The sequence below is a fragment of the Nocardia rhamnosiphila NBRC 108938 genome (assembly GCF_000720425.1).
Lineage (GTDB): Bacteria > Actinomycetota > Actinomycetes > Mycobacteriales > Mycobacteriaceae > Nocardia > Nocardia rhamnosiphila.
Genome location: NZ_JOAJ01000003.1, coordinates 768,572 through 784,857 on the forward strand (window position 1 = coordinate 768,572; position 16,286 = coordinate 784,857).

Sequence of the window (16,286 nt, forward strand, 5' to 3'; positions counted from 1 at the left end):
GAGCCTTCGGCTCATGCGCTTTCGAGGCCGAAACGGCGAGACGGGCCGTCGGCATTCGAGGTTCGGGCGGTGCATGGCCACGCCTGCTACACGGACCACCGCGGTCTCCCGCTCCTCGGTTGGCCGCACAGCGCCTGAGCCTAGACGTCACGGCAGCTACGTGTCCGGCCTGTGCCGTGTCGTCGGTTGTCGATTGCCCGCGCCTTCATCAGCGTTCCCGAAATCCCGATCCTTGCGGTCCTCCGGTGGGTTCCCTACCGCGACCGGTGCCGCCCCAACCGACGCTTCCGGCGGGCGAAGTACCGACCGTCGATCCGGTCCAGTGCGATGTTCTGACGGAACGCTTCGCTCAGGTTTTCGGCGGTGAGCACATCGTCGAGCAAACCCTGGGTGACGATCTCGCCCTCGCTGATCAGCATGCAGTGGGTGAATCCCGGCGGGATCTCCTCGACGTGATGGGTGACCAGCACCAGCGCCGGGGCGTCGGGGTCGGAGGCCAGATCGCCGAGGCTCTCCACCAGTTCCTCGCGGCCGCCCAGGTCCACGCCCGCGGCCGGTTCGTCCAGCAGCAGCAGCTCCGGGTCGGTCATCAGGGCGCGGGCGATCAGGACCCGTTTGCGTTCGCCTTCCGACAGCGTGCCGTAGGTGCGGTCCAGAAGGTGTTCGGCGCCCAGGCTTTCCAGCATGTCGATCGCACGGTCGGTGTCGACATCGTCGTATTTCTCACGCCAGCGTCCGAGTACCGCGTAACCGGCGGAGACAACCAGATCGGCGACCCGCTCCTCCGGCGGGATACGCGCGGCCAGCGCTGCGGACGACAGGCCGATCCGGGGCCGCAGTTCGCTGACGTTCGTTTTACCGAGCCGTTCACCGAGTACATAGGCGGTGCCGTAGGAGGGGTGGGTCTCGGCTGCCGCGACCTGCAACAGCGAGGTCTTACCGGCTCCGTTGGGGCCCAGGACGACCCAGCGTTCGTCGAGTTCTACCTGCCAGGTCACCGGGCCGACGAGATTGTGCCCGTTGCGGCGGATGGAAACATTGGTGAAGTCGATGAGCAGATCTGGATCGGGTTGCGCCACGCGCTCCATCTTGTCTCGAGGCGAACACGCTCGCGGCACCGGGCACCCGCGATTCGCCGCGGCGCCGGCGCGGAAGACCGCCCGGACCGGCGGTATCCGACAAACAGGACGGGCGGGAACGCTTCGGTCCGGTGCCGCGGGTTCGGCGACCGCAGGACTTGCGCGACGGCCGCCGCAGCACGTTCACCCGCGGTGCGCAGGGAGTCGTATAGGCCGCCGAGCACCCGCACGACATGGTGCGTCGCCTCCGGGTGCGTGACGACCTGGACGGTGCGCAGCTCCTACCACTGGTCCGGCCGCGCGGGCCGGGTGGCGATCACGGTCGTCGAACCCGGCGCTACCTCGGTGAAACCGGCGTCGCGCACCGCGGTCGCCGCACTGCGGGCGACGGCCGCGCGCAGCATCTGCCACTCGTCCGGCCCGGCCTCTCGTACCGCGCAGGCGAACCCACGCTGCGCCCAGGTCCGGGCCTGTTCCACCGGCAGCGCGCCGGCGAACAGCATGCTCGCGTGCCCGACCTGCGCGGCGGCCTTACCGACGGTCATCCCGAGTTCGGCGTTCACCCAGAACACCGGCACATCGAGGGGCACCGGCCCGGGATCGTCGGATTCCAGATCGGTGCCACCGATCTGCAGGCGCCGGATCCGGGGATCGACCTCCCCCACTGGTCCCGGTACCAGGGCCCGCACCAGCGCGCCGCCGCTTTCCACGGTCACTCCGGGGACCTCGTTCGCGGCCGCCCACTGGGCCCCGCGCGCTCGCCGGGCGACCTTCCTGATCCGTGCGCGCTTCCACGCCAGGTACCGCTGCTCCCATTCGCCCTCGTACCCGACGCGCGGGTCCAGGCACAGTGCGACCGCCGCGGCCGCCGCGGCGGCGAGCACATCGCTGCGCGCGGGCGGATCGGTCTTGGGCAGGTGCAGCACCATCTGCATCGCCTGCACCTGCGCGGGATCCTCGGGATCGCCCAGCTTCCCGTACCCCGCGGCGAGTTCGGCGTGGCGTTCGGAAAACCCGGGGTCCGCGAGGAACTCGGGATCGGTGTCTTCCGGGAAGTCCGGCTCCGCATCCATCTCGCGACCGTTCGCCGCTACTTCCGTCACGCCACTATCCGGCATTCCACCAACCCTCCCAACACCCGAGCTTCACCGGACGACAGCCTACCCACGCACCGACACCGAACCCCCCGCGGTGCCGAGTCCGGCTCGGCCCCAGACCAATACAATTCACCCCAGCGGTACCCGCCGCAGCAGCCCGTCCTCGGCGTCCGCGGCCTCGACCTCGTCTCGGGTCACGCCCAGGATGAACAGCACGGCATCCAGGTAGGGGTGCGACAACGCGGTATCGGCGACTTCCCGCAATGCGGGTTTGGCGTTGAACGCCACGCCCAGACCGGCCGCGTTCAACATATCGATATCGTTGGCACCGTCGCCCACCGCGACCGTCTGCTCCATCGGTATCCCGGATTCGACCGCGAAGGCCCGCAGCGCGGTCGCCTTGTAGGCGCGGTCCACGATCTGCCCGACCACCCGGCCGGTGAGTTTCCCGTCGACCACTTCCAAGACGTTGGCCCGGACGAAATCGAGGTCCAGTTCGCGGGCGAGCGGGTCGATCACCTGCCGGAATCCACCCGAGACCACCCCGCATCGGAAGCCGAGCCGTTTGAGCGTCCGAATGGTGGTCCGGGCGCCGGGGGTGAGCTCGATCGTCGCCGCCACCTCCCCGATCACCGATTCGTCCAGTCCGGCCAGCGTCGCCACCCGCTGCCGCAGCGATTCCGCGAAGTCGATCTCCCCGCGCATCGCCGCCTCGGTGACCTCCCGCACCTGCTCCTCGACACCCGCGTAGGCGGCCAGCATCTCGATCACCTCACCCTGGATCAGGGTGGAGTCCACATCGAAGACGATCAGTCGTTTGGCCCGACGGGCCAGTCCGGCCCGCTCCACCGCGATATCGACCCGTTCGATGACGGCCACATCGGCCAGCGCGGTCCGCAACCGGGAATCGGTATCCCCGCCGTGATCCGACGCCGTGACCATGAGTTCCATCCCGGTCACCGGGTAGTCGGCGATACCGCGGATGGTGTCGATATTCGCGCCGAGCCCGGCCAGTTCCCGGGACACCGCACTGAACGCCCGCGCCGTCACCGGCGAGCCGAGCACCACGACGGCGTGCGTGGACACCGGGGCGCGCGCGACGTGGGCGTCGATATCGACGTCCACCTGCATGCCGACGGTGTTCATCGCTTCCTCGAGCTCGTCCTGCAGCGACTCGGGGTCGGACGGGCAGCTGATCAGCACACCCAAGGTGAGCCGGCCGCGGATCACCACCTGCTCGATATCGAGCAGACTCACCCGGTGCCGCGACATGGCCGTCAGCAGAACCGACGTCACACCGGGACGGTCGGGCCCGGTAACGGTGACCAGCACGGTGGTCTCGGCCAAAACAACTCCCTATCTTCGGCGACGCCTCGGGCGCCGCAGGGCCCGAGCCGTCGTGACCCCGGGCTGTGTCTATTTGCGTCGCCTGCGGCGCCGCGGGTCGGAGCCCTCGTGATCCCGACCATGGACGTCGACCACAAGGAGGTAGCGCCACGCTGCGCACAACCGCAGGACCCGCGGGCCTGCCCACAACAATGTAAGTACACGCCCCGTCTCCGCTGCGGACGGCCCCCTTCCCACACGCCCACACAGAAGCTTCGGACAGACCCACCACCACATCCGGACGGACATACCTACCCGAATGCCGACGCAACCGCATGCGTCGAGTTTTGCGAGACACCTCGAAGGGTTGAGGCCCGTCTCGCCGTTTCGGCCTCGAAAGCGCATGAGCCGAAGGCCCGAGTCCCGAGGCCGAACGGCGAGACCAAGGGGGCTCGACCCCGCGCCGCCGCAGGCGGCGCCAAAAAACACAGTGCACCCGCCGACCGAGGTCGACGGGTGCACAGGTACAGAGCCGGGAGGACCCGCTAGGACTTGACCAGCGTCTCCTCGGGATGGTGCTTGGCACCGCCCGTGAATCCGACGTGCGCTTCCTTGCGCATCCGCTCGATCATATGCGGGTAGTGCAGTTCGAAAGCGGGGCGTTCGGAGCGGATCCGCGGCAGTTCGTAGAAGTTGTGCCGCGGCGGCGGGCAGCTGGTCGCCCATTCCAGGGAGTTGCCGTAGCCCCACGGATCGTCCACCGTGACCACCTCGCCGTACCGGTAGCTCTTGAAGACGTTCCACAGGAACGGCAGCATCGAGGCGCCGAGGATGAACGCACCGATGGTGGAGACGGTATTCAGTGTGGTGAACCCGTCACCGGCCTGGTAGTCGGCGTACCGGCGGGGCATACCTTCGGCGCCCAGCCAGTGCTGGACCAGGAAGGTGAGGTGGAAACCGAGGAACGTGGTCCAGAAGTGCCACTTCGCGAGCCGCTCGTCCAGCATCCGGCCGGTCATCTTCGGGAACCAGAAGTAGATGCCGGCGTAGGTGGCGAACACGATGGTGCCGAAGAGCACGTAGTGGAAGTGCGCGACCACGAAGTAGGAGTCGGTGACGTGGAAGTCCAGCGGCGGGCTGGCCAGGATGACACCGGACAGACCACCGAAGAGGAAGGTGACGAGGAAGCCCACCGAGAACAACATCGGTGATTCGAACGTCAGTTGCCCCTTCCACATGGTGCCGATCCAGTTGAAGAACTTCACACCGGTCGGGACCGCGATGAGGAAGGTCATGAACGAGAAGTAGGGCAGCAGCACCGCGCCGGTGGCGTACATGTGGTGTGCCCACACCGCGATCGACAGGGCCGCGATGCCCAGGGTCGCGTAGACCAGGGTGGTGTAACCGAAGATCGGTTTACGGCTGAAGACCGGGAAGATCTCGGAGACGATGCCGAAGAACGGCAGCGCGATGATGTAGACCTCGGGGTGCCCGAAGAACCAGAACAGGTGCTGGTAGAGCAGGATGCCGCCGGTGCCCGGGTCGTAGATGTGGCCGCCCAGGTGCCGGTCGTAGGCCAGGCCCATCAGGGCGGCGGTCAGCAGCGGGAACGCCAGCAGGACCAGCACGCTGGTGACGGCGATGTTCCAGGTGAAGATGGGCATCCGGAACATGGTCATACCCGGAGCGCGCAGGCAGACCACGGTCGTCAGCATGTTCACACCGCCGAGGATGGTGCCCAGACCGGAGACGGCCAGGCCCATGATCCACAGGTCGGTGCCCACACCCGGTGAGTGCAGGATGTCGGTGAGCGGCACGTAGGCCGTCCAGCCGAAGTCCGCGGCGCCGCCCGGGGTGATGAAGCCGGCGGTCGCCATGGTGGCGCCGAACGCGTACAGCCAGTAGCTGAAGGCGTTCAGGCGCGGGAAGGCGACGTCGGGAGCGCCGATCTGCAGCGGCAGGATGATGTTGGCGAATCCGAACACGATCGCGGTCGCGTAGAACAGCAGCATGATCGTGCCGTGCATGGTGAACAGCTGGTTGAACTGCTCGGGCGAGAGGAACTGCAGACCCGGACGAGCGAGCTCACCACGCATCATGAGGGCCATCAGGCCACCGATGAGGAAGAACGCCATCGAGGTGGTCAAGTACATGACACCCAGGACCTTCGGGTCCGTGGTGGTCACCATCTTGTAGATGAACGACCCCTTCGGCCCTGTTCGCGCCGGAAATGGCCGAGTCGCTTCCACCCCCTGCGGGACTGGCTTGGGCTCTACGGCAGTCACTGATCCTCCTGAAGGTGCCTTTAGGTCGCTCCGCAGGCTCCACTGTTTTGCCCGCCGCCCGGTGCGCCCGGGCGGCCAACGGTTAGCTTGCGCTTCTCGAATCGTAAACCTTCCGCTGAAGCGGGGTCCCCCGGGTCCTACTCTCTGTCGTACTCGGGGCCGCAGGCGGCGCCGATCAACACTGGCGCGCGTCGAATCACGGTGGGCATGTACCCTTCCCGGCATGCCGGTGAGCCCCGCTGTCCACATCCCCGCCGCGCGTGAGCCCCGGATCTCCGGCCGGGTCGGCCGGCTTCTGGGCGCCGTGCTCGCCTGCACCGCGCTGGCGGTGTCCGCGTGCGCGGATCATCCCGACGATTCGGCCTCGATCATCCGCACCACGACGAATATCGCCGGTGCGGGCGTGGTCGGTATCGAACGCGACACCTCGCAGGCCTGCCCGTTACCGTCCGCTCCCGATCCGGCGGAGGGGCCGACCCGCACCGTCCGGCACGCGTCGGGTGAGTCCCGGGTCCCGGCGGATCCGCAGCGCATCGTGGTGCTGGGGACCTCCGCGCTCGATGCCACCTGCGCGGTCGGTCTGTGGGAGCGGGTGGTCGGCGCGACCACGATCCAGGGTCCCGTGCCGCAACCCGGCTATCTGGGTTACGGGGTCGTCGAGGTCCCCGGTGTGGGTACCGCCGCCGACCCGGATCCGGCACTCATCGCCCAGTTGGATCCCGATCTGATCATCGGTGAGGTCCCCGCCGGCCGCGCCGGCTATGAAGCGCTGAGTGCGATCGCCCCGACGGTGCTGGTCGGCGCGGAGCCGGACTGGGAGAAGCAGTTCACCGCGTTCGCGGGGGCAATGGGCCGGCAGGGTGCGGGCGCGGCGGCGCTGGACGCCTATCGCACCGAGGCCGCCGAGACCGGCGCCACCATCAATGCCCGCTACGTCCAGGCCTCGATCGTGCGTTTCATCCCTGACGGTACGGAGTACCTGGGCAGCGAAACCTTCGCCGCGCAGGTCCTCGCCGATACCGGCGCCACCCGGCCCACCGCGCAGCGCGACACTTCTGCGCCGATCGACGAAGCCGATCCCGTGGCCGCCGAGGGTGATCTGATCTATGTGCTGTTCGCGGGCGCGGACGGGCAGGAGCACGGGGAATCGGTGATGCGCTCGCAGCCGTGGGAGGAACTCGGCGCGGTGGGCGACAATCGCACCTTCGTCGTCGACGACGCGCTCTGGCACACCACCGGCCTCACGGCGGCGCGGGCGGTACTCACCGATATCCGCGACACCCTCAACGCCTACGTCATGGACTGACACTCCCGCACACCCGGTCGAGGTGGCAGCGGTCGGTCACTCCGTAGGGACCGAAGCTTCCCGCGGGGCACCCGGCCGGACCCGCGGCCGCCGATCCGGGATCGGCACCCCGGGTGACCCGCCCGCCGGGTCGCGGCGCGCAGTGGGGCCGGGCTCGGTCTTGCGCGACGGCAGTCGTCGGCAGAGGGGCGACCGGTCCACAGAGGACTCACAGTGCGGCTCCAGCAATCCGCCAGACAGCGTTCCTACCGTGGTTGTCACCCGAGCGGAAAGAGGTGCGCACGTGCGGAAACGACCTGAACGGCCACGAACGGAACTACCCCACGAACACGATCTCGGGCTCGCCCACGATATGTCGGTGATGCTGTCCCGGCGGCGAGCGCTGTGGATCATGGGCGCGGTCGGGACCGCATCCGTGGCCGCGGCCTGCTCGTCCGGCACCGGCACCACGACCACAGGCTCGGCATCATCCACCGCCGCCGCGAGCGGCACCGCGGTCGCCGCCGCTCCGCAGGAGACGGCCGGGCCGTATCCCGGTGACGGCTCCAACGGGCCGAATGTGCTGGTCGAGTCCGGTGTCGTCCGCTCCGATATCACCGGCAGCTTCGGTTCGTACACCGGTACCGCCGAGGGTGTGCCGGTGACCATTCGGCTCACCCTGCAAGATCTCGCGCGCGACGGCGCCGCCGGTAAGGGGATGGCCCTCTACCTGTGGCATTGCGACCGCGACGGCGAATACTCGCTCTACGGCCGGGACATCACCGAACAGAACTATCTGCGCGGCGTCCAGGTCACCGACGATGCCGGGCAGGTGAGCTTCACCTCGATTTTCCCGGCCTGCTATTCCGGCCGCTGGCCGCATATCCACTTCGAGGTCTACGACAGCCTGGAGACCGCGGTCGCCGGGGAGAACGCCCGGCTGACCTCCCAGATCGCACTACCGCAGGAGGCGTGTGAGCAGGTGTTCGGCGCCGACTCCGGTTATGCCCGCAGCGTGACGAACCTGGCGGAGGTCACGCTGGCCGGCGACAACGTTTTCGGTGACGGCTGGGACGCGGAGCTGGCCACGGTGACCGGCGACCCGAAGAGCGGGATGGAGATCTCACTCACCATCGGCGTAGCCGAGAAATCGGCGAATCGAGCCGAGGGTGGTCCAGGGCAGGGCGGTACCCCGCCGGAACCGCCCGCGGGTGGCTCGGGGCCCGGCGGTGCTCCGCCCGCGGGTACACCTCCCGGCGACGGCACGTCCTCCGGCGCCGGGCCCGGCGGAGCGCCGCGGATCGGTACTCCGGCCGGCTGACCGGGAACACGGCCCGCCGACCGGATCCCGCCCACCGCCGGAGCCACCGGTCCGCAACCGGACATCAACCGTTCCGAGACCCTGTTTCCGCAGGTGAACGGCCATAACGGGCGTACCGTCGAAGTATGGGCGGCAACGCTGAGGGTGATCGCTCACTCGCGAGCCGGCTGAGTATCGGGATCGCCATCGGACTGGCGATCGGCATCCCGCTCGGCCTCGTGGTGCTGAACAACCTGGCCCTCGGAATCGGGCTGGGTATCGGCTTCGGCCTGGCGTTCGGTCTGGCCATGGCGCCGTCGGGCGACGACAGATCCGACGGCCACCACAAACCGCCGACCGACGACTGAAGTACGCTCGGCGCCTGCGGTCCCACGCGCGCCGAAATCTCCCGCTTCCTAGCGCATTCGACGCGCGAAACACAAGTTGTGGTAGCGCTCGGTGATTCAACCCCCAAGGGGTAGTGTTACGGCACGCGCAGGGCAGTCGTCGGATTCGTTGGGAAGGGTGTGGAAGCAGCATGAAGCTCATCGATCGGGTTTCGGCCATCAACTGGAATCGGGTACCCGACGAGAAGGACGCCGAGGTCTGGGATCGGCTCACCGGTAACTTCTGGCTGCCGGAGAAGGTCCCGGTGTCCAATGACATCCCCTCCTGGAACACCCTCACCGCCGACGAGAAACAACTCACCATGCGGGTGTTCACCGGCCTCACCCTGCTGGACACCATTCAGGGCACCGTCGGCGCGGTCAGTCTCATCCCCGACGCGCTGACCCCGCACGAAGAAGCGGTGCTCACCAATATCGCGTTCATGGAGTCGGTGCACGCCAAGAGCTACAGCTCGATCTTCTCCACCCTGTGCTCGACCCGCGAGATCGACGACGCCTTCCGGTGGTCGGAGGAGAACCGCAACCTCCAGCGCAAAGCCGAGATCGTCCTCGAGTACTACCGCGGCGAGGATCCGCTCAAGCGCAAGGTCGCCTCCACCCTGCTGGAGAGCTTCCTGTTCTACTCCGGCTTCTACCTGCCGATGCACTGGTCCTCGCGCGCCAAGCTCACCAACACCGCCGATATGATCCGCCTGATCATTCGTGACGAGGCGGTGCACGGCTACTACATCGGCTACAAGTACCAGCGCGGACTCGAGCAGGTCACCCAGGCCGAACGCGACGACTTGAAGAACTACACCTTCGAGCTGCTGTTCGAGCTCTACGACAACGAGGTCGACTACACCCAGGACCTCTACGACGAGGTCGGCCTGACCGAGGACGTCAAGAAGTTCCTCCGCTACAACGCCAACAAAGCCCTGATGAACCTGGGCTACGAGGGCCTGTTCCCGAAGGACGAGACCGACGTCAACCCGGCCATCCTGTCGGCCCTGTCTCCCAACGCCGACGAGAACCACGACTTCTTCTCGGGTTCGGGTTCCAGCTATGTCATCGGCAAGGCGGTCAACACCGAGGACGAGGACTGGGAGTTCTGAGTCCCGGTGAATCAGGCCCCGCCCGGTTCTGATTCACCGGACAGGCGGCAATCGGGCCGGCGTCATAGTGACGCCGGCCCGATTTTTGTATATCGAACCGGAGTATCGGCTGGTCGGCGCCACCGGAACCGCGTCACAGATTTGATGGTTTCGAAACCGGAGCGTCCGACCGTCACCCGTTAAGGTTGATGGCGACCTACCCACTTCAGGGAGATGGCGATCATGGCAAATTCGGTCATGGACGACTACGTCAGTCAGCTGCGCGTCGCGCTGCACCAGCTCCGCGATTGGCCCTACCCGGATCAGATAGATCACGAGCTGTTCCGGGCATTTATGAAAACCCCGCACGACGTGGGCGGGGAACCCGATGCGCCGGCTGTTTCCGAAGAAAAGGAGGAGGAGGTCTGGGAGCTCAATACGTTCATCACCTGCGAGGTGCTGGGCTGGCGGGGCATCTGGACTTCCGAGGAGCGCCGCCGGCTGGGAAATGTCGATGTCGGGCGTACCCAGTATCTCGGTTTTCCCTATTACGGCCGCTGGGTGCTGGCCGCCGCTCGCTGCCTCATCGACAAACGGCATATCACGCTGCGTGAACTGCTCGAACGAACCCAGGAGGTCCGGGAGCGCAGCGCGGGCAGTTCCGGTCCGTTGGAGGCCGCGCCCCGCGGCACCGGAGACGGTACCGAGGTGGCCCGGAATATTCATCACCGTGACGCGGTCGGCCACGGTGATCCCCAATGTTTTGCCGGGCAAGCGGACACTCCCCGGTTCGGGGTCGGTGATCGGGTACTGGTGCGTGAGCTTCCGACTATCTTCTACACCCGCACCCAGGAGTATTTGCGCGGTAAACCGGGGACGGTCGTCAAAGTGTCGTACGAGAGCCCGATACCGGAGGACGAGGCGTTCGACCGCGAGGACCGGCGCCCCGAATGGTTCTATATCGTGCGCTTCGATATGACAGATCTGTGGGATCCGTACCAGGGATCCCCCGGCGACACCTTGCAGGCGGAAATATCGGAGCCCTGGCTCCAGTCGATCTCGTAGACCGGGTTACACCTCAGTGAGAGGAACACGATGAGCGGGATATCGAACGAAGGTGAGGGCTCCGAAGCTCCCCGGCACGCCGCGCCGATGGTGGAGGAGGTCACCGATTTCGAGGTGCTCGAGATCGCGCTACGCGAGCTCGCTATCGAGAAGGGCTTGTTCACCGCCGAGGACCACCGCCGGTACACCGAGTATTTCGAGCAGCTGGGTCCGGCGCCGGGTGCCCGGTTCGTCGCCAAGGCATGGTCCGACCCCGATTTCAAGCAGCTCGCCTTGGACGACGCCATCACCGCGTGCCATGAGGTCGGCATCGATTGGCTGAAACCGACCGGCTTCGGAACGCCCAGCGATTTCACCGCGCTGCACGTTCTCGAGGACACGCCGACGCTGCATCACGTCGTCTGCTGCAGTCTGTGTTCCTGCTATCCCCGTCCGCTGCTCGGGAATTCACCCGAGTGGTACCGGACGCCGAACTACCGCCGCCGGCTCGTCCGCTGGCCGCGCCAGGTTCTCGCCGAATTCGGCCTCTACCTCACCGAAGACGTCGAGATTCGCGTCGAGGACTCCAATTCCAAGCATCGGTTCATGGTGCTGCCGGTACGCCCGGACGGCACGCAGGGTTGGAGCGAGGAGGAGCTCACCCAGATCGTGACACGTGACTGCTTGATCGGTGTCGCCCTTCCCCGACCCGGACGAACCGCGGACGTGGAACGCCCCGTACACACCGCGGTGCACCCGGCACAGAACTACTGACGGACCGGAGGACAACAGATGCCAGTGAGCGAGGACGTCACGCGGGTCAGAGTGCAGCTGCTGGAGGAGATGATCGCCCGGGGGCAGGTGTGGTCGCGGATGGCCGACAAGTACGGCGTCGAGAACCCTTCTCCGCCATGGAAATCGAGTCTGGACGGGATTTGCGACGCCCTCGATCGCGAAGGGGCGGCGCTACCGCTGCTCACCCGGCGCGACGAGGAGGACCGTCTCACCGAGGAGGTCTATCCGGCGCTGCCGTTCCCGGAGAATCAGCTCGTCGCGCTGGCGCATTCGTTGATCGCCAGAGGAGTCATCGACGAGGCCGAGCTGGCCGGCCATATCGAGGAGGTCCGGGCCAGACTCGAAGCGGAAGGATGAACTCGTAGGGGGTGTGCGGAAGAACGCGTCTCCGGTGCGGCGATGGTGTCACCGCATCGGAGACGCCGATCAGGCGTGGGCACGCAACGCGTCGATGAACCACTCCCAGGCCGGTACTCGGGGTTCCCGCCGCGGCCAGCCGTTGAGTACCGCCAACAGTTCCCAGTACCGCTCGACCCGGCGATCGGTGAACACTTCCGTCCGGTCGGCCAGCCGCCGGCGTTCCGTCGCGGGCAGACCGGCAGCGATGATCTGTTCCAGCACCTCTCTGCCGCGGACGGATTCGGGTGCCACGCCTTCGTCGAGTGCGCGTAGGGCGTGCTCGGAGACGCGGTCCGGGTCGATTGCGCCCTCCGGCCCGGTCTCGCCGGTGGCGCCGGCCACCGCCATCTGCCGGCAACGCGCCTGGAAGTCGGCGTCGGCGACCAGTTCGGCCAATTCGATCCAGGCATCCACCTGTGCCGGGCTCGGGTCGTCGGGCAGTTCGGCGGGGAGCATTCGCATCCCCTGGGCGATATTCGCTCCCGGCGCGTCGTCCGCTATCCCGTCGAACATGGCGTCCACGAAGTCGTCGATCAGCCGTTGGCGTTCGGCGGCGGACAGTTTCGCCATCTTGTGCATGATTCTCATCTCCTCGGTCGAGCTTCCTCGATGAGCGACCGAACGCAGCACCGCGCGCCGGATCCGCAGGGTGCGGATCTCGGCGTCCAGAGCGCGGGCGTGCGATGCGGCGACCTCGGCCACGGTGGCCTGCCGCCGCAACACCTTCTGCACCGTCGGCAGGTCCAGACCCAGCTCGCGGAGCGTGCGCACCAGATCGAGCCGGGCCACGGCTTCGGTGTCGTAGAGCCGGTAGCCGGACGGCGATCGGTCGGTCGCCGGTACGACTCCGGAGTCCGACCAGAACCGGATGGTCCGCACCGACAGTCCGGTGCGGCGGGCCAACTCACCGATGGTGAACAGTGCATCGTGGTCACTCACGAAAACCAGCCTGAACCTTCCAGCAGATGGAGAGTCAACGAGAATTCTGTCCGTATGGCGCGAGTTACATTTCGGCCGTATCCGACCGCCGCGACGCCGTCCGATGATGTTCGCCGGCTGCCTCCGCGATCGCGATGATCCGGTCCCGCAACTCCGCCGGGGCCAGGACATCGACCTCGGCGCCGAAACCCACCAGCATGGCCGCGGCCCCTTCCACACTGCGCACCCGCAGCCGGTACACATCCGGCTCGCCGGGAACGGGTTCGGGGTCACCGAGTGCGGTCACCGCCAGCGACCGCAACACCAGCGACAGGCGCGGCCGGTGCACGCGCAGCACGATCTCGGTGGCGGGCGCCCCACGGAAGTCGTCGCGCATCTGCCGCCACACCCGGTGCAGATCGAGATCCGGCGGCCGGCGGCTGGGCTCACCGAGCCGGCGCACCGCGCTGATCCGGGACACCCGGTAGCTGCGCGGCCGGCCGCGATGGGCGGCGACGAGGTACCAGGTCGTGCCGACCTGGAGCAGACCCCACGGATCGACGGTCCGGTCGCCCGGAGCGTCGGCCTGTCTCGACTGATAGCGGATCCGGATCCGCTCATCGTCGAGCACCGCGGCCTGCACCGTGGCCAGTGCGTTCAGCACCGCCGGTTCGCGGTGCCATCCGCCGGCGTCGAGAACGATCCGATCCTGCACATGGGTGACCAGCCGGTGCTGATCATCGGGAAGAGCGGTGGACAGCTTGTGCAGCGCGCGACAGAACGAGTTCCCCAGGCCGAGCGCCTCGGCCGTACCGCGCCCGCCCGCGACGAAGAGCGCGCGGGCCTCTTCCGCCGTGAGCTGCTCGGCATCCGGTTCGAACCCCGGGACCAGGGCGAATCCGCCACCGCGGCCACGTTCGGCGTACACCGGGATACCGGCGGCGGACAGCGACTCCATATCGCGCAGCACCGTCCGTTTGGTGACTTCCAGGCGTTGGGCCAGCTCCGCGGCACTCATCCGCCCGTGCCGCCGGAGCAGTTGAACGATCTGGAGCAACCGGTCCGCGCGCATTTCTCCAGAATCTCACGAAAAGGTGACACCAGATGTCACCTTGTGTGTCCGAGACTGCTCCCATGACCCAGATTCCGGATTTCCGATCAGACCTCGCCGCCGCCCAGGAGTGGGTGGCCGGACTCATGACCGCGGTCCACCCCGACCAGTGGCGTGCCCCCACCCCCTGCACGGAATTCGATGTCCGCGCGCTGCTCGAGCACCTCTCCTGTCATCCGGCCAAACTGGTGGCGACCGCTACCGGCGCCGACCCGCGCGCGCTCCCCGCCCGAGCGGATATCGATATGAGCCGTCCCGGTGAGGACTACCTGAAACGGTCGAGCGCCGCGCTGGACCGGTGGGCCGACGAGGCGCTGCTGACCCGCCCGCTCCTGGCACCCTGGGGCGAGGCCCCCGGCGGGCTCGCCGTCGGCGGCTATCTCATGGAGACCGTCGCGCACGGCTGGGACCTGGCCGTATCCATCGGACAGCCCGCCGAAGCCGATCCGGCACTGGTGGCCAAGGCGCAGGCCATCGCCGACCGAGCGCTGAGTGACGCGTTCCGCGGCCCCGGGTCACCCTTCGGCGTTCGCGTCGAGCCGCGCGCCGCGGCCGGGCCGACGGAGCGACTGGCCGCTTTCCTCGGCCGCAGCCGGCCCGAGAGCCGCTGACCGTCGGCGCGCGCCCGCCGCACCGCGTCGCCGACCGAACGGTGCGGCGGGCCGGCCCGCCTACAGGTCGAGGACCATTTCGAACTCGGGCCGGATATCGCCGCCGCCGACGGTCCCCCGGACGCCGGTCCGCCGGAACCCATGGCGGTAGTACAGGCGTTCGGCCGTCGGAGCCGGATCTGCCGGAAAACGGCCCACTCCGCGACCTGCAACTGCCGGACGTGCACCGTGGCGAGATCCATCGGGTGATTGTCGCGCAGCCGGTACACCCGTGTCGCCGCGTCGCGGGCAGCGATCCGGGCCGCCCCGAGCGAACAGCCCGGCGCCCTCGCGCTGATATGCCGGTCCTGTGGGAAAGTACGGTGACGCGGGCCGGTTCGGCATCGCCGGCCGCCATATCGTCTCGCAGCGGATTCGTCCGACCGGTGGAAGACTGAAACATCTTGGGAGAAAGCAGGATTCGCACCGAGCCGCACGACTGGCGTATCGACGAGCGCGAGTACCTTCGCCAAGAGGACCACCGTGGCCGCAGGTTCGCCTATCCCGGCCTCGACCCGCGGCGCACCGCGCTGGTGGTGACCGGATCCCGCCGACATCAAAGGTGCCGACACTCCGAACCGGCATACAACGTGCACCGGCAATGTGAGGATGGGACAACAAGCGGACGAGGGAGAACCATGGGGAAGTTGGACGGAAGAGTCGCTGTCGTCACCGGCGGAGCGCGCGGGCAAGGCCGATCGCATGCGGTGACACTGGCCGAGGCGGGCGCCGATATCGTGCTGTGCGATATCGCCGCGCCGATCGCGAGCGTGCCCTACGCACTGGGTTCGGAAGACGATCTCGCCGAGACGGTGAAGCTGGTCGGCGAAACCGGCCGTCGCTGCGTCCCGGTCACCGCCGACGTCCGTGATCAGGAACAGCTCTACGCCGTCGCCGACCGGGCCATCGACGAATTCGGCCGTATCGACATCCTCCTGGCCAACGCGGGTATCGCATCGAACGCCCTGATCGCCGAAATGCCCGAACAGACCTGGCAGGACATGATCGACGTCAATCTGACCGGCGTCTACCACAGCTTCCGCGCCGTCGTCCCGCATATGATCGAGCGCGGCTCGGGCCGCATCGTCGCCACCGCCTCCATCGTCGCCCGCATGGGCGCCCGCCGATCCGGCCACTACGCCGCCGCGAAATGGGGTGTGGTCGGCCTGGTGAAATCGCTGGCCGAGGAGGTCGCCGAACACGGCATCACCGTGAACGCGGTCCTGCCCTCGGGAGTACAGACCGACATGATCATGAACCCCGCCACCTACCGCGAACTCATGCCCGACCACGAAAACCCCACCCGCGAGGACGCCATGGCGATGTTCGAGGCCGGGGGCGGGCTGATCCAGCCGGAAGAAGTGTCCGAACTGATCCTGCTACTGGTCTCCGACTCCGGCGGCCGCTACAACGGTGAAGCCCTCACCATCTCCGGCGGCCTGAGCACCCACACGGTCTGATCCACTCTCTCCGGCCCACCAAGCATCTGCACGTCGCGGCAGCGAGCCGACGCCGGA

General features: G+C 67.5%; 15 protein-coding genes. 9 read left to right on the forward strand and 6 right to left on the reverse strand.

Annotated elements, in window-relative coordinates; genetic code table 11:
• Positions 1-254: 254 nt before the first annotated feature.
• From IG75_RS0115415 to ctaD, 4 genes are all read right to left on the reverse strand, one after another.
• The gene (locus tag IG75_RS0115415) at positions 255-1,088 is read right to left on the reverse strand and encodes an ABC transporter ATP-binding protein (RefSeq protein WP_030521961.1); all 834 of its coding nucleotides are present in this window, start codon (positions 1,086-1,088) and stop codon (positions 255-257) included.
• Positions 1,089-1,360: 272 nt separating this feature from the next.
• On the reverse strand, positions 1,361-2,152 hold the full coding sequence (locus tag IG75_RS0115420; RefSeq protein WP_051714642.1) for an aminoacyl-tRNA hydrolase: 792 nt from the start codon (positions 2,150-2,152) through the stop codon (positions 1,361-1,363).
• A 153-nt stretch (positions 2,153-2,305) separates the two neighbouring features.
• Positions 2,306-3,523 carry a phosphoserine phosphatase SerB gene (gene serB, locus IG75_RS0115425; RefSeq protein WP_030521963.1) on the reverse strand — a complete coding sequence of 406 codons (1,218 nt, stop codon included), beginning with the start codon at positions 3,521-3,523 and terminating at the stop codon, positions 2,306-2,308.
• A gap of 524 nt (positions 3,524-4,047) precedes the next feature.
• Positions 4,048-5,787 (reverse strand): aa3-type cytochrome oxidase subunit I, encoded by a 1,740-nt coding sequence (gene ctaD / locus IG75_RS0115430; RefSeq protein ID WP_030521964.1) that lies wholly within the window; start codon positions 5,785-5,787, stop codon positions 4,048-4,050.
• 223 nt (positions 5,788-6,010) lie between these two features.
• On the opposite strand from ctaD, the gene IG75_RS0115435 reads away from it, so the two are divergent.
• From IG75_RS0115435 to IG75_RS0115465, 7 genes are all read left to right on the forward strand, one after another.
• Positions 6,011-7,093, forward strand: a complete 1,083-nt coding sequence (locus tag IG75_RS0115435; RefSeq protein ID WP_081876893.1) for an ABC transporter substrate-binding protein — start codon at positions 6,011-6,013, stop codon at positions 7,091-7,093.
• 352 nt (positions 7,094-7,445) lie between these two features.
• Positions 7,446-8,393 carry a dioxygenase family protein gene (locus tag IG75_RS0115440; RefSeq protein ID WP_051714586.1) on the forward strand — a complete coding sequence of 316 codons (948 nt, stop codon included), beginning with the start codon at positions 7,446-7,448 and terminating at the stop codon, positions 8,391-8,393.
• A gap of 125 nt (positions 8,394-8,518) precedes the next feature.
• A complete protein-coding gene (locus tag IG75_RS0115445) occupies positions 8,519-8,740 on the forward strand; it encodes a glycine zipper domain-containing protein (RefSeq protein WP_030521967.1) in 222 nt (73 codons plus the stop codon).
• A gap of 170 nt (positions 8,741-8,910) precedes the next feature.
• Entirely contained in the window at positions 8,911-9,873 is a 963-nt protein-coding gene (gene nrdF, locus IG75_RS0115450; RefSeq protein WP_030521968.1) for a class 1b ribonucleoside-diphosphate reductase subunit beta, read from the forward strand.
• A 222-nt stretch (positions 9,874-10,095) separates the two neighbouring features.
• Complete coding sequence (locus IG75_RS0115455) at positions 10,096-10,917, forward strand: SH3-like domain-containing protein (RefSeq protein WP_156058922.1); 822 nt, start codon at positions 10,096-10,098, stop codon at positions 10,915-10,917.
• A gap of 30 nt (positions 10,918-10,947) precedes the next feature.
• Positions 10,948-11,670 (forward strand): thiocyanate hydrolase subunit gamma, encoded by a 723-nt coding sequence (gene scnC / locus IG75_RS0115460; RefSeq protein ID WP_030521970.1) that lies wholly within the window; start codon positions 10,948-10,950, stop codon positions 11,668-11,670.
• A gap of 18 nt (positions 11,671-11,688) precedes the next feature.
• Positions 11,689-12,048, forward strand: coding sequence for a hypothetical protein (locus tag IG75_RS0115465; protein WP_030521971.1), 360 nt, complete (start codon positions 11,689-11,691; stop codon positions 12,046-12,048).
• A gap of 69 nt (positions 12,049-12,117) precedes the next feature.
• On the opposite strand, the gene IG75_RS0115470 is transcribed toward IG75_RS0115465, so the two are convergent.
• Positions 12,118-13,029, reverse strand: a complete 912-nt coding sequence (locus tag IG75_RS0115470; protein ID WP_030521972.1) for a helix-turn-helix domain-containing protein — start codon at positions 13,027-13,029, stop codon at positions 12,118-12,120.
• 64 nt (positions 13,030-13,093) lie between these two features.
• Positions 13,094-14,080, reverse strand: coding sequence for a helix-turn-helix transcriptional regulator (locus IG75_RS0115475; protein WP_051714587.1), 987 nt, complete (start codon positions 14,078-14,080; stop codon positions 13,094-13,096).
• A gap of 62 nt (positions 14,081-14,142) precedes the next feature.
• Between IG75_RS0115475 and IG75_RS0115480 the strand changes: the two genes are divergently transcribed.
• On the forward strand, positions 14,143-14,730 hold the full coding sequence (locus IG75_RS0115480; protein WP_030521974.1) for a TIGR03086 family metal-binding protein: 588 nt from the start codon (positions 14,143-14,145) through the stop codon (positions 14,728-14,730).
• Between the two features lie 677 nt (positions 14,731-15,407).
• The gene (locus tag IG75_RS0115490; protein ID WP_030521975.1) at positions 15,408-16,229 is read left to right on the forward strand and encodes a mycofactocin-coupled SDR family oxidoreductase; all 822 of its coding nucleotides are present in this window, start codon (positions 15,408-15,410) and stop codon (positions 16,227-16,229) included.
• Positions 16,230-16,286: the final 57 nt, after the last annotated feature.

Bases quoted from the DNA above. Each gene is read 5' to 3' on its own strand.
- IG75_RS0115415 (WP_030521961.1), bottom strand. From the start codon at position 1,088: ATGGAGCGCGTGGCGCAACCCGATCCAGATCTGCTCATCGACTTCACC.
- IG75_RS0115490 (WP_030521975.1), top strand. From the start codon at position 15,408: ATGGGGAAGTTGGACGGAAGAGTCGCTGTCGTCACCGGCGGAGCGCGC.
- IG75_RS0115440 (WP_051714586.1), top strand. From the start codon at position 7,446: ATGTCGGTGATGCTGTCCCGGCGGCGAGCGCTGTGGATCATGGGCGCG.
- IG75_RS0115475 (WP_051714587.1), bottom strand. From the start codon at position 14,080: ATGCGCGCGGACCGGTTGCTCCAGATCGTTCAACTGCTCCGGCGGCAC.
- scnC (WP_030521970.1), top strand. From the start codon at position 10,948: ATGAGCGGGATATCGAACGAAGGTGAGGGCTCCGAAGCTCCCCGGCAC.
- nrdF (WP_030521968.1), top strand. From the start codon at position 8,911: ATGAAGCTCATCGATCGGGTTTCGGCCATCAACTGGAATCGGGTACCC.
- IG75_RS0115480 (WP_030521974.1), top strand. From the start codon at position 14,143: ATGACCCAGATTCCGGATTTCCGATCAGACCTCGCCGCCGCCCAGGAG.
- IG75_RS0115445 (WP_030521967.1), top strand. From the start codon at position 8,519: ATGGGCGGCAACGCTGAGGGTGATCGCTCACTCGCGAGCCGGCTGAGT.
- IG75_RS0115465 (WP_030521971.1), top strand. From the start codon at position 11,689: ATGCCAGTGAGCGAGGACGTCACGCGGGTCAGAGTGCAGCTGCTGGAG.
- IG75_RS0115420 (WP_051714642.1), bottom strand. From the start codon at position 2,152: ATGGATGCGGAGCCGGACTTCCCGGAAGACACCGATCCCGAGTTCCTC.
- IG75_RS0115455 (WP_156058922.1), top strand. From the start codon at position 10,096: ATGGCAAATTCGGTCATGGACGACTACGTCAGTCAGCTGCGCGTCGCG.
- IG75_RS0115435 (WP_081876893.1), top strand. From the start codon at position 6,011: ATGCCGGTGAGCCCCGCTGTCCACATCCCCGCCGCGCGTGAGCCCCGG.